The sequence below is a fragment of the Bacillus sp. T-10(2022) genome, assembly GCF_056502895.1.
This window is the reverse complement of the sequence record NZ_CP113518.1, coordinates 3401868-3414738: the sequence shown is the minus strand read 5'-3', so window position 1 is coordinate 3414738 and position 12871 is coordinate 3401868. Positions and strand designations below refer to the sequence as shown.

The 12871-nt window shown below is 37.3% G+C and carries 12 protein-coding genes and 1 pseudogene; 9 read left to right on the top strand and 4 right to left on the bottom strand.

From position 1 onward, the window contains the following. Nucleotides 1–195 precede the first annotated feature (195 nt). Complete coding sequence (locus tag OSJ91_RS16660) at nt 196–990, bottom strand: IclR family transcriptional regulator (RefSeq protein ID WP_101222278.1); 795 nt, start codon at nt 988–990, stop codon at nt 196–198. A gap of 223 nt (nt 991–1213) precedes the next feature. Here OSJ91_RS16660 and OSJ91_RS16655 point away from each other — a divergent pair, with 223 nt between their 5' ends. From OSJ91_RS16655 to OSJ91_RS16630, 6 genes are all read left to right on the top strand, one after another. Beyond that, nucleotides 1214–2581, top strand: a complete 1368-nt coding sequence (locus OSJ91_RS16655; RefSeq protein ID WP_434547794.1) for a lyase family protein — start codon at nt 1214–1216, stop codon at nt 2579–2581. Between the two features lie 15 nt (nt 2582–2596). Then, nucleotides 2597–2773 (top strand): hypothetical protein, encoded by a 177-nt coding sequence (locus OSJ91_RS16650; RefSeq protein ID WP_485890087.1) that lies wholly within the window; start codon nt 2597–2599, stop codon nt 2771–2773. Nucleotides 2774–2782: 9 nt separating this feature from the next. After that, nucleotides 2783–4117 carry an aldehyde dehydrogenase family protein gene (locus tag OSJ91_RS16645; RefSeq protein ID WP_485890086.1) on the top strand — a complete coding sequence of 445 codons (1335 nt, stop codon included), beginning with the start codon at nt 2783–2785 and terminating at the stop codon, nt 4115–4117. Continuing rightward, complete coding sequence (locus OSJ91_RS16640; protein WP_485890085.1) at nt 4059–5261, top strand: Zn-dependent alcohol dehydrogenase; 1203 nt, start codon at nt 4059–4061, stop codon at nt 5259–5261. Before OSJ91_RS16645 ends, OSJ91_RS16640 begins: the two co-directional genes overlap by 59 nt. 107 nt (nt 5262–5368) lie before the next feature. Further along, nucleotides 5369–6787: an aspartate ammonia-lyase gene (locus OSJ91_RS16635; protein ID WP_485890084.1), complete on the top strand. Its 1419-nt coding sequence runs from the start codon at nt 5369–5371 to the stop codon at nt 6785–6787. 238 nt (nt 6788–7025) lie between these two features. Beyond that, entirely contained in the window at nt 7026–7253 is a 228-nt protein-coding gene (locus OSJ91_RS16630; protein WP_350299215.1) for a hypothetical protein, read from the top strand. A 151-nt stretch (nt 7254–7404) separates the two neighbouring features. On the opposite strand, the pseudogene OSJ91_RS16625 reads toward OSJ91_RS16630, so the two are convergent. After that, nucleotides 7405–7533 (bottom strand): annotated as a pseudogene (locus tag OSJ91_RS16625) (MFS transporter); the annotation flags it as partial. A gap of 368 nt (nt 7534–7901) precedes the next feature. Next, nucleotides 7902–8648 carry an SDR family oxidoreductase gene (locus tag OSJ91_RS16620; RefSeq protein WP_485890083.1) on the bottom strand — a complete coding sequence of 249 codons (747 nt, stop codon included), beginning with the start codon at nt 8646–8648 and terminating at the stop codon, nt 7902–7904. 188 nt (nt 8649–8836) lie between these two features. Here OSJ91_RS16620 and OSJ91_RS16615 point away from each other — a divergent pair, with 188 nt between their 5' ends. Next, complete coding sequence (locus tag OSJ91_RS16615; RefSeq protein WP_350299213.1) at nt 8837–9382, top strand: TetR/AcrR family transcriptional regulator C-terminal domain-containing protein; 546 nt, start codon at nt 8837–8839, stop codon at nt 9380–9382. Nucleotides 9383–9677: 295 nt separating this feature from the next. Here OSJ91_RS16615 and OSJ91_RS16610 read toward each other — a convergent pair whose 3' ends face one another. Beyond that, the gene (locus OSJ91_RS16610) at nt 9678–10586 is read right to left on the bottom strand and encodes a LysR family transcriptional regulator (RefSeq protein WP_350299212.1); all 909 of its coding nucleotides are present in this window, start codon (nt 10584–10586) and stop codon (nt 9678–9680) included. A 134-nt stretch (nt 10587–10720) separates the two neighbouring features. Between OSJ91_RS16610 and OSJ91_RS16605 the strand changes: the two genes are divergently transcribed. Together OSJ91_RS16605 and OSJ91_RS16600 are read left to right on the top strand one after the other, a co-directional pair. Beyond that, nucleotides 10721–11806 carry an alpha/beta hydrolase gene (locus tag OSJ91_RS16605; RefSeq protein WP_485890082.1) on the top strand — a complete coding sequence of 362 codons (1086 nt, stop codon included), beginning with the start codon at nt 10721–10723 and terminating at the stop codon, nt 11804–11806. Nucleotides 11807–12213: 407 nt separating this feature from the next. Beyond that, complete coding sequence (locus OSJ91_RS16600; protein WP_350299210.1) at nt 12214–12783, top strand: cyclophilin-like fold protein; 570 nt, start codon at nt 12214–12216, stop codon at nt 12781–12783. The last annotated feature ends 88 nt before the right edge of the window (nt 12784–12871 follow it).

Genomic DNA, 12871 nt, shown 5'->3' with positions numbered 1-12871 from the left:
CGTTATATGAATATAACTGAATTATAATTGTATATTTAAGTTTTTGTCAAACTCTTTTAAAATATTTAAAATTTTCCGTTTAAATAAGGTGGTTGTAGAGAACCCACACACAAAAAGACGATGCCATCATTTACAATCCGTAAAATGACAGCATCGTTTTTTTATTTCAAATGCGGTTTTATAAGATATTATAGCTCATTCTAACTGGTCTTCGATTTTTTTAGCTGCGTCTAGCATCCGGTCCTTTAATTGTAATAAAGCTTCCTCTGTTAAGCGAAAACTCGGTCCACCTAGTGTGATGAAAGCAACTAGATTCTTTTTTTTGTCAAAGATAGGAGCTGAAATTGCATTTTCATTTTCATCAAATTCTCCAATTGATGTTCCAACTTTTTGAATATGAATTTTTTCAAGTTCTTTTCGCAGTTCTTCTGGATCCGTAATTGTATATTTGGAAAATGGTTTAAGAGTCTGCTCTAATAAAATGTTCAACTCCTCTTTAGGTAGCAAACTTAATAAAATCTTTCCGTTGGATGTGCAGTGTAAAGGTGATGTGGTATTTGAATAGTCAACCAGCCTAACACTATGATCGGTATCAATTTGATCAATAGTTAGAGTTCCATCATGCTTAGGAACACTAAGTAGTACAGTTTCACCGACTTCTTCTTTTAATTCTACTAGCGTTCTTCGAGCTCTTCGTATGAGAGCTCCATATTGATCATGTTGAGAAGTTAATTGATAAAGGGCATATCCGAGCTGATAGCCTTTTGAAACAGGATCCTTTTCCACAAAGCCTTGATATTCAAGTGTTCCGATCAAACGCCAGGCCGTGGTACGGTTCAGCTCTGCCTTTTTGGCCAAATCACCGACTGAAATGGGTGATGGACTTTCTCCGATAAACTTCAAAAGCAATAGAGCGCGTTCAACGGCCTGTACAGAAGAACTTTCTTTATTACTGGTTTGTTTTGTTGTGTTCTGATTATTATTTTCCATTTATTTATTATAGCGCAACGGAATAATGGAATGTCAATCATTTCTGGTTGTTGTAATAAAAAAATCAGTGATTTCACCATAATCAAATAAATCTAAAAATTTACTAATTATCATTGACTGATAATGTACTTGGTTCTATAATAGCGATATGTTCTTTATGTGAACTTAATGTTCGTTATGTGAACAAATATGCATCCGTCTTTGTAGAATAGAGGCTACATGGATAAAAGCTATTAAAATAGTAGGAGGGATTTCAATAAGTCAGAATGATAAGTTTGACAAACGTATAGAAAGAGATTGCTTTGGCAAGTTAGATATCCCCAAAAATGCTTTATACGGTATCCAAACATTGAGAACAGTAAAAAATCTATCTTTCTCGGGTCAATTATTAAAGAATTTTCCGGAATATATCGTGTCATTAGCCATGGTCAAGAAAGCGGCTGCATCAGCTAATCTGGAGGCTGGTATTTTAGCCCCTTCTATTGGGACTGCAATAGTAAATGCTTGTGATCAATTAATTCAAGGGGACTATCAAGACCACTTTATTGTAGATATTTTGCATGGAGGCGGTGGGATAGGTACGAATATGAATGTAAATGAGGTGTTAGCCAATTTAGCAAATGAATCTTTAGAAGTAGCTTTAGGTTCTTATACGCCTGTTCATCCCATTGAACATGTAAACGCTTCACAGTCCACATCGGATGTATGTCATACATCTATTCGTCTGGCAATCGTACGCTGTTTTGAAAGATTGGATCATGAATTAACAAAGATGCACGATACGATGGAAAAAAAATCACAAGAGTTTATTGAAATCACGACAATCTCACGAACTTGTTTACAGGATGCAATGCGCGTTCAACTAGGTGAGGTTTTCAGTGGTTATGCATCGGTACTCAAAAGACGTCACCATTCTTTAAAAGTATCCATCAAGTCATTGCTTACTGTTAATCTTGGAGCAACTGTCATTGGAAATGGCGTGGGTGCACCGGAAAAATATAAAAAAGTGGTCATTGGGAAATTACGTGAAGTAACCAATATGAATGTAGAATTACGTGATAATTTATTTGATGCAGCTCAAAACATCGATGACTTGGCCAATATGTCAAAGCAATTAAGTTTATTAGCAACATCTCTAATTAAAGTTGCTAAAGATTTAAGATTACTTTCATCTGGTCCAGAAGCAGGGTTTTCAGAAATAAACCTGCCATCTGTTCAGGCCGGCTCTTCCTTTTTTCCAGGAAAAGTGAATCCAGTCGTTCCTGAAACGATGATTCAAAGTTGTTTTCAAGTCCTAGGTTGTGACCGGGTTGTTCAAGCTGCATTGGAACATGGTGAACTAGACTTAAATGTTTTTGAAGGAATGGCTGGCGCCAATATATTGAATGGGCTAACTATGCTAACAAACTCTGCTCATTCTTTTACGGAGCGATGTCTAAAGGACATTACATCCAATGAAGAAAGATGTAGAGAACTTTCAAATACCTTTATTCCAGTGATCACGGAACTGAAGGAACGATTGGGTTATTCGGCAGTTTCCAAATTAATGATTGAACATGATCGGGAATCTATAAAAAAATTACTAGAATAATGGAGGTATAGACTCATGTCACTAGAAAACAAACCGTTTGAAGGAATTGAACAGCCAAAGCTGGAGTGGGCCCATGAATGGCTTAAAACAACGAAAAAACTATATATAAATGGAAAATGGGTAGATAGCACAGGCAATAAAGTGATCGAATCAATCAACCCAGCTAATGGAGAGATTTTAGGTGACTTTTAACAAGCAGAAGTGCAGGACGTCGATACAGCGATACAAGCAGCCAATACTGCTTTAAAACAGGGATCATGGAAAGAAATGAGCCGAAAGGAAAGAGGAAAGGCATTACGGAAAATCAGCGAACTTATTCAGGATCATCATGCAGAGCTTGCAACATTGGAAGCGCTTGATAACGGAAAATTATATACAGAAGCCTATAACGATGATGTACAGGAAGCAGCAGATTTATTTGAATATTACGCTGGGTGGACAGATAAATATTATGGTGAAAACAATCCGGTTGAAGGTAATTTCTTAAGTGTCACCACAAGAGATCCAATCGGTGTATGCGGACAAATTGTACCTTTCAACTTTCCGATTCAAATGGCTGTTTTAAAACTGTCACCTGCCTTATCGATGGGAAACACGGTTATTTTAAAACCAGCGGATAAAACCTCATATTCTGCTATTCGGTTGTTTGAAATTATTGATGAAGCAGGAGTGTTGCCGAAGGGTGTAATTAATTTAGTTCTCGGAGATGGTGAGGTTGGTTCTTATATTAGTCGTCACATGGATATAGATAAATTATCGTTCACAGGCAGTACGAATATCGGAAAAAAATTAATCCACGACTCAGCTGATAGCAATTTAAAACCTGTAACGTTAGAACTTGGCGGTAAGTCATCTAACATCATCTTTAGTGATTTCCCGGATTTGGATGCAGCAATCGAACGTTCATTTTATGGGTTATTTACACATAAAGGTGAGAAATGTTCTGCACCAACCCGTTTATTTGCCCAACGTGAAATTTATGATGAAGTTGTCACGAAAATTGCCGAGTACGCTAAAAATTATAAATGTGGTGACCCATTCGATCCTAGGAGCGATCAAGGTGCACAAGTGTCCAAGGAGCATATGGAGTCTATCTTAAATTACATTGAGAGTGGTAAAAATCAAGGCGCCCGAATCGTAGCTGGAGGGGAACGAGATACAACGGGAACAAATGGGAAAGGCTATTTTGTTCAACCGACTATTTTTGCTGATGTTGATAATAAAATGAAAATTGCACAGGAAGAGATTTTCGGACCCGTACTCTGCATCATCCCATTCGAAACTGAAGAAGAAGTTGTCATGAAGGCAAACGATACTATTTATGGACTTGGGGCAGGACTTTGGACAGGTGATGCATCCCGTGCTCATCGCGTAGCAAACCAGCTCGAGGCGGGTATGGTTTTCGTTAATAAATATGGTTGCTATGACTTTGCTAGCCCATTTGGAGGTCTGAAGCAAAGCGGATGGGGCAAAGAATATGCCATTCATTCATTACAGGCTTTCACAAAAACAAAAGCTATTTGGTTCGCGTATTGAAAATTCACATAAAAGAGGGAATCGTACAATGAAAATAAATGCAGCTATAATGACTGAAGTAGGTAAACCATTATCCATTCAACAAGTAAATCTTAGTGAACCAAAATCGAATGAAGTACTTGTGAAAATCAAAGCAACAGGTGTATGTCATAGTGATTTAAATGCTTTGAATGATAAATCGACGCCAACACCTACTATTCTTGGTCATGAAGGATCAGGAATTGTCGAGGCAGTAGGTTCTAATGTTACAAGTGTCAAAGCTGGTGATAGAGTAGCTTTAAGCTGGGTTCCATATTGCGGGAAATGTGAATTTTGTGTAACAGGAGATGTGCATTTATGTGAGGCTGCATTTGGACCAATGTTTGATGGAACACTGCTTGATGGCACTACAAGGCTTAGTCAAGATGGTAAGCAAGTTTACCACAACTCTTTATTATCCACTTTTGCAGAATTTGCGGTTGTTCCCGAAATGGCATGTGTAAAGTTGCCAGATGAAATGCCTTTTGCACAAGCTTCGTTAATCGGATGCGGAGTGGCAACTGGTTATGGAGCCGCAGTGAATGCAGCAGGTGTCACACCTGGTTCCACTGTTGCAATATTTGGTATTGGTGGCGTGGGTGTAAATGCAATTCAAGGAGCGCATATAGCAGGTGCATCTAAAATTATTGCCTGTGATGTGAAATCTGCTAATTTGGAAATTGCCAAACAGTTTGGTGCAACCCATACGATTAATTCAGCTGAAGTGGATGTCGAAGCTGCGCTGAAAGAACTGACAAGAGGTTTAGGTGTTCATTTTGCTATAGATTGCTCGGGTCATACTGTTGCGACCGAAAGTGCATGGAAGAGCACTAGAAAAGGTGGAACCGTGGTTGTCGTTGGCGCATTTAATCCAGAAAAAACATTGAACCTTCCAGCTGGAGGATTCCACAGAGTCGGTAAGGTATTAAAAGGAAGTTTTTATGGAGATACCCAGCCATTCCGCGATTTCCCAATGATTGCGCAAATGTATTTAGATGGAAAATTTAAATTAGATGAGCTAGTGTTAGATCGAATTGAATTAGAAAATATTAACCAAGCGTTTAACTCTTTCCAAGACTGCAATTGTGTCAACGTGGGAAGAGCGGTGATTGAGTTTAACGATTAATTTTCATACTTAATTCCATATAAGTGAAAGGTGTTTAAATTGCTATTATTAATCTATTTAAACACCTTTCTTTTTGTTCTGATAGTTAATGAAGGGAGTATTATAAAATGCGAGTTGAAAAAGATCTAATCGGAGTATTGGAAATTGATGAAGACGTTTATTATGGAATACAAACGGCGCGGGCCTGTCAGAACTTTTCAATTTCCGGATTGACGATAGAATTATACCCCCACTTAATAAAAAGCATGGCCTATATAAAAAAAGCAGCTGCATTGTCTAACCATAGTGTAGGAGCTCTGGATCCTGAGAAGAAAGATGTAATATGCCAAGCGATAGACGAAATAGTGAATGGAGAAATGGAAAATCAATTTCCTGTTGACATTTATCACGCTGGCGGAGGAATTTCAATAAATATGAACGTAAACGAAGTAATAGCCAACCGGGCAAATGAATTACTCACTGGTTATAAAGGATATGATTGTATACATCCAAATGAACATGTTAACATGTCTCAATCTACGAATGACGTGCTTGCAAGTGCAATGAAGATGGCTTGCTTTTTCTATATAGATGATTTATTAATCAGTTTGAATAAAATCGAACGAACATTGGCGAATAAAACGGATGAATTTTCAGGTGATGTAAAAATAGCAAGAACTTGTCTCCAAGATGCCGTACCAATTACTCTAGGACAGCAATTTAGCGGGTATCATTCTTTTATCAAGAGACAAATAATAGAAATGAAAAAACGGCAAAAAGATTGTTTGTCTATTGTAATAGGTGCAACTGCAGTGGGGACAGGTATCGGAGTAGTGCCTGGCTATACTGAAAAGATGTACGAGTATTTACCAGAGATATCACAGGTAGCTGTTATCAAAATGGATAATTTTTTCGATGGACTGCAAAATGCAGACATTTATATAAAGATATCTTCTTGTTTAAAAGGATTATCGAGTGGATTATCAAAAATGGCTAGCGATTTAAGGTTACTTTCATCAGGACCAAGGGCGGGATTCGCTGAAATCATATTGCCGGCGGTACAGCCCGGTTCTTCCATTATGCCTGGGAAAATCAATCCATGTATACCTGAAATGATGATGCAAGTTTGTTTTGATGTCTATGGAAATGATCAAGCAATTACCTTCGCTGTAGATCGTGGCGAACTGGATTTGAACATCTGGGAACCGATTATTTTAAAAAATATATTTGATTCATTTTCTATTTTGACCAAATGCATTACCCTGTTTACTGAAAAGTGCCTAAATGGTATTGAAGCAAATAAAATGGTTTGTTTGAATAATGCGGAAAGTTCGTTATCTTTGTCCGTGGTTATTTCTTCTCTTTTCGGGTATCAAGCAGCAAACGAAGTAGCTTTAGCAGCATACGAAAGAAAACTAACAGTAAGAGAAGTAGCAGTTGAAAAAGGACTTTTAAGTGAAGCGGAAGCGGCTGAGTTACTAAATCCTGCAAACTTAATTGATTCTGTAAAGATGCAACATTTGTTAAACTCCAGATTACATAAATAGCTGAAACTAGGGGTAAAAAACGACGCCTTTTAAGTATTATTATCTGAATAATGAAGAAGTGTGAGGGAGAGAAAATAAGAATGCTCAACTATACCTACTTAACTCCCTTATAGATAACCACAAAGTTAATGATGGTATCGACTTTTTGATTTATGAATTGGTTTAGCGTGAAAAAAATGAATAAACAATCATATAAAGCCAATTCTATATACAAGAATGATAAAAAGGAGAGTACATCGTGAAGCCATATGAAATAAAAAATATGATTATTGATGACGAGTTTGATGGTGAAGAATCGGTTACAGCTGATTTTACTCACAAATATAAAGATTATAGCATTACTTTTAAAAAAGAAGATCTTGAAGTAATTAATACATGGGTTTTTGAGGATAATTCATCTCTTCCAGCAAATTTATCAGGTACTATCATTGAATCAATAAGGGAAGAAATTAAAAAGAGAATCTAGTCATTTGTACTAGATCTTTTTTTTTGTCATTTTCTTAATCGAAGAAAAATTTAGCCTTGTTTATATTAATAAAAGATAATGAAGTGGGAAAAAATGATTGCAAAAACAAAACAAAGAATATCTTAATGGCTCCTAGTAATTACTTTATCGCTTATCTAGATAGTTGTTGTGTAGGAGTAAACATGTAGTTTCTAAGTAAGATAGTTGCCAAACTTAGTATCAATGATAGGATTCCCACTAATACGACGTATTGTGTACCCAGTCCTGATATAAATAACCCCCATTTCGGTATTTATGATGCCGAAAACTCCTATGGTCAATATGAAAATCAGCAAGTTATTTCATTTAGTCATAAAATGGATCTCCTTCTTTCAGTACAGTGTCATTTTGTAGTTTCGTAAAAGGGGAGTTATTTAAGGCCTTTACCTATCATTTAGATAACTTTTTCAATAAGTGATTACAGTTTTCATTTGGCTGTTTTCTCCATTAATATCCAGACCTTTTAAACGATATCAGTTTTTTTGAACTCCTCTTTGTTCCTGCCTCTGAATAAATTTCAAAGTATAAAGCTTAGGCTGTCGAGGTCTACTCGACAGCCTAAGCTTTAGAAAATGAATAGCTCTTAGTTTTATCTCATCTTGTAATTTTTTACCAAGGTTGACTTGTTGGTCCAATTGTAAACTCATTAATGTTAGTATCTTCTGGCTGATCAATCGCGAATGCCACAATATTTGCAACTCGATCAGGTGCGATACCATATTTTTCGTACAAATCAGTCATACCTTCTGAAATATTCTTATCAGTAATCGTATCCAACAATTCCGTGTTGATCGCTGCTGGATAAATAGTAGCTGTGCGGATGTTAGTACCTTCTTGGGCAGATTCCATACGCAAAACTTCCATTAAATCACGAACAGCCCACTTTGTTGCGCCATAAACCGCACCGCCTGGGTAAGCTTTAAGCCCAGCTACTGATGAAGTAGTGATGATATGTCCAGACTTTTGCGATGTAAATGTTGGCAATACTGCGGCGATACCATTCAATACACCTTTAATATTAACGTCAACCATACTGTTCCATTCGTTGGTTTTTAATTCGGAAAGTGGTGAATTAGGCATTATTCCAGCGTTCAAGAAGATTACATCGGCACCACCAAAAGTCTCTTTAGCTTGTTGAACAAGCTGCTGACTATCATCAGGATTAACAACATCTGTGACGCGATAGGCAGCTTGTCCACCAGCTTTTTGAATTTCCTCAGTCAATGCTTTTAATTTGTCTTCGCGACGAGCGCCCAAAACAACTTTAGCACCTTTACTGGCCAATAATTTTGCAGTTGCTTCACCAATTCCAGATGAGGCTCCAGTGATTATAATTACTTTGTTTTCAATTGTCATTTCGAGTTTTCATCCTTTCAAATTAAAATAAAACTACAATTGATGTTTTCTCGACATCTGTCTATAATTTAAAATATAAATATAAACAAAACAAGGCATATAAATCGTTAATTTAATCAGTTTTGATGTTTAAACAACAAATCAATAAAAATTGTCGACTATCTCAGGGAAAGTATGGTGTTAATAACATGGCAAAAGTGGATAGAAGAATTGTTAGAACTCAAAATGCAATTAAAAATGCATTTCTTGAATTGATGTCAGAAAAAAATTTCGATAGCATTACCATTCAGGATATATCTGACAGGGCAAATATTAACCGTGCAACTGTTTATCTTCATTACTTGGATAAATTTGATCTGTTGGATAAGATCATAGAAGAACATATCAATAACATGGTTAACCTTTGTGAGTCGGAAGCTGAAATGGATTGGATTGAATCGACTGTACACTGCATGGAATATCTTGAAAGCAATTATTTATTTTTTTCGACGATGTTGGTGAGTGAAGGAGCTCCGTACTTTCGCAGCCGGTTTGTTCAGCATAATATCGAAGAGTTCAAAAAAGACGTGGATATAACAAAAGGCAAAAATTTTGGTCAAAACGAAGATGTAGTTGTCGAATTTGTTGCAAATGCTTATGTAGGTGTAGTGGAATGGTGGCTAAAAAATGGCATGCCTTATCCACCAGAGGAAATGGCAAAAAAAGTGGGGGACTTATTAGAGAGGATTTTATAGATTTATCCGCATGAAAAATCTCTCTTATTTATTAAGGAGGGAGGAGGGGGATGTGTCCTTCTCTCTTCAATAAAAATGTTGTATGTGAGGATTTCACTTAAAATAACGGGTGCGTTAGCTGAGAATTGGAGCTGTCTTTAATGCAGCTTTCTTTATGCAACTATCGGGGCAGTTTAGTTTTATAAGCCTATTAATAATAAAGGGACAGTACCTATTTTTCATGGTATTGTCCCTTTTTTGTGTGATTTATTTTTTCAAACCAGCTGCAAAGAAGGGACCATTAGTTCTGAAAACACTATATATCTGATAAAGAATTCGAAAATTTCTCCTGAATTTCTTTTAAAAAGATATCAGAAGCAGCGGAAAAAACATGATGCTTTTTCCAAACAATATTTAAGCCAGATTCAAGTCTTGGCGCTAGCGGTCTAAAACAAAGGTTACTATGAATAGACGTATTCACTATTTTATCTAGGACTACTGCATAACCAATGCCCTCATCAACCATAATGGCAGCATTATATGCAAGATTGTATGTAGTCACAACATTTAATTTATCAAAATCTTCACCAAACCAATCCGCAAATTCATTTTTAGAAAATGTCTGTTTCATAACCTGTCGCGAACAAATTACCGGAACATTTAATAAATCCACTGCTTGAACTGTATCTTTGAAAGCAAGAGGACTGTCTTTCCTCATAACAACGCCCCAAACATCCTTGACTGGGATATCGATATAATTGTATTTTGATAAATCAGCTGGTTGAATTAAAATACCAAAGTCAAGAAATCCTTTGTCAAGCCGTTCAGTCACATCGTCTTCGTTTCCGCTGTGGAGGTGATACCGAATATTTGGATAACTTATCTGTAAATCCTTTACTACTCGTGCAATCTCTCTCATAGCGTCTGTTTCCCCACCACCTATATAAACATCACCAGTTATTGTTTCTTCCATTGAACTAAATTCTGCCTCTAATTTATCGACCATATCAATGATTTCTTCTGCTCTCTTCCGCAGGAGCATTCCTTCATCTGTGAGGATGATACTGTGACTGCTGCGATTAAATAATTTTTTCCCCAACTCTCGTTCAAGGTCTTTTAATTGTCTTGACAAGGTTGGCTGTGTAACATGCAAAAAATCAGCAGCACCCGTAATGCTTCCTTCTCTTGCAACCGTAAGAAAATATCGCAAAACTCTAAATTCCATATAGCACTCCTCCTTTATAATGTTATAGTATAACCGTTTGAGAAATGCTTATAAAGCATATCTTGATATGAGATATGAGTATTTGATATATGAAAAAAGGACGCTAGAATAAATAACAAGGGAGGTAATTTAAAATGAAAAAAAAATCTATTAGCACGCGTGTACTCACAGTGATAACACTGGGCTTGCTTTTATCCGCGACCATCGTTGCATCCACGACAGGCGTTGGCGCTGCATACACGCCGGACATGTCCAATGGAGCAGACAACTTTTACAAGAGCAACAAGGTAACCATAAAGAAGGTTGAGTTTAAAAATCAATACAACATGAATGTTGTAGGGAATCTTTTTATTCCCAAAGGTTTGAAGAAGAACACCAAAAATCCCGCGATCATTGTCGGGCATCCTATGGGCGCAGTAAAAGAACAAAGTGCGACGCTGTATGCCACCAAAATGGCTGAACGGGGATTCGTTACTTTGTCCTTGGATTTGTCTTTTTGGGGAGAGAGTGAGGGTCAGCCTCGCAACGTGGTTTCCCCGGATATCTATGCGGAGGATTTCAGTGCTGCGATGGATTTCCTAGGCACCCGGTCGTTTGTTGACAGGGATCGGATTGGTGTTCTCGGGATTTGTGGAAGCGGGAGCTTTGCCATCAGCGCAGCCAAGATCGACCCGCGCATGAAAGCCATTGCGACTGTCAGTATGTACGATATGGGTGCCGCCAACCGTAACGGGCTTAAACACTCGCAGACTCTCGAGCAGAGAAAGAAGATTCTCGAAGAGGCAACGGAGCAACGCTATGTGGAGTTCACAGGCGGTAAAACTAAATACACAAGTGGGACAGTACATGAACTAAATGAAAACTCTACTGCCATTGAACGTGAGTTTTATGACTTCTACCGCACTCCAAGAGGTGAATTCACTCCAAAGGACTCGTCACCTGAACTCACGACACACCCAACGCTGACCAGTAACGTCAAGTTCATGAATTTTTACCCGTTCGAAGACATAGAGACGATTTCTCCTCGTCCTATGCTTTTCATCACGGGTGAAAACGCTCATTCCAGAGAGTTTAGCCAAGACGCCTTCAAGCTGGCGGGTGAACCGAAGGAACTCTACATTGTTCCGGGCGCAGGTCATGTGGATCTGTACGACCGTGTGAATTTGATCCCCTTTGACAAGCTCGGGTCCTTCTTCAAAGAAAATCTAAAAAAAAAATAAGGCTTGTGTTGGAAGATCGTAGGTAGCTTTGCATGCCAATGGTACTTTGAGTGAAATCCACTGCGTGAATCCCGCTACTTTTGTCCGGATTCACACTTGGATTTTCAGTTCAATAAAAGCCTTTTTAGTGTGGCTTCTTGGCTTTTGGGTATTCTTCTATCTTTTTTCGACATATTTAGGTCACCTAACTTCCCTAAAGATAATCAACATTTTTAATTGGTTTGCTCAATAATCAAAAAATTGCATTCATTTAACCGTTTTGAGAAATGCTGGAGTCATGCCAACTGCTCCACTTTCAGAAAAACGCTTTGATGAAATTTTAAAATGCCTCAAATCAAAGAGCCGTTTTTTAACAAAGGAACTAATTTGTATACGGAACTTTTTTATAAGTAAACTGGGGGAATTTAATGAATAAAACCGTCCAACAGATACTGTTATCACTCACAGTATCTTCAATGTTTTTAACAGCTTGCAATAGCAGGACCAATGAAGGAAATACAAGTAGCGAAGAAAGTTTGGCTATCCATCAAAGCAGTAAACAAGGAGTGACAGCTGATGAATCAAACAGCGGGGATAGCCAGGATTCTACACTTGATAATGAAGGGGCAGATGCTATGGGAGATATACGAATAAAATTAACATTTAACAACGAAGAAGTCATTGTCAACATGGATGATAATCAAACAAGTAAGGATTTTTTATCATTACTCCCACTTACATTAACATTTGAAGATTATGCAGGTACGGAAAAAATTAGTTATCCATCAAATAAATTATCAACTGAAGGGGCACCATCAGGAATTGACCCTACAGCTGGAGACTTCACTTATTATGCTCCATGGGGAAATTTAGCTATATATTATAATGATTTTAGATATTCAGATGGGCTTATTAAACTAGGGAAGATCGAATCTGGAGTAGAGAAATTTCAAGATATCAACAGTGATTTTACAGTTACAATTGAAAAAGTTGACTAACTGATTAAGGGAAGATAGCTCCCTAAATAACTCACCTTTACGCAACTAGAAGATAACACTTCAAGAAAGAAAGAAGGAAATCTATTTT

Bases quoted from the DNA above. Each gene is read 5' to 3' on its own strand.
- OSJ91_RS16620 (WP_485890083.1), bottom strand. From the start codon at position 8,648: ATGACAATTGAAAACAAAGTAATTATAATCACTGGAGCCTCATCTGGA.
- OSJ91_RS16660 (WP_101222278.1), bottom strand. From the start codon at position 990: ATGGAAAATAATAATCAGAACACAACAAAACAAACCAGTAATAAAGAA.
- OSJ91_RS16635 (WP_485890084.1), top strand. From the start codon at position 5,369: ATGCGAGTTGAAAAAGATCTAATCGGAGTATTGGAAATTGATGAAGAC.
- OSJ91_RS16605 (WP_485890082.1), top strand. From the start codon at position 10,721: ATGAAAAAAAAATCTATTAGCACGCGTGTACTCACAGTGATAACACTG.
- OSJ91_RS16600 (WP_350299210.1), top strand. From the start codon at position 12,214: ATGAATAAAACCGTCCAACAGATACTGTTATCACTCACAGTATCTTCA.
- OSJ91_RS16610 (WP_350299212.1), bottom strand. From the start codon at position 10,586: ATGGAATTTAGAGTTTTGCGATATTTTCTTACGGTTGCAAGAGAAGGA.
- OSJ91_RS16615 (WP_350299213.1), top strand. From the start codon at position 8,837: ATGGCAAAAGTGGATAGAAGAATTGTTAGAACTCAAAATGCAATTAAA.
- OSJ91_RS16650 (WP_485890087.1), top strand. From the start codon at position 2,597: ATGTCACTAGAAAACAAACCGTTTGAAGGAATTGAACAGCCAAAGCTG.
- OSJ91_RS16640 (WP_485890085.1), top strand. From the start codon at position 4,059: ATGCCATTCATTCATTACAGGCTTTCACAAAAACAAAAGCTATTTGGT.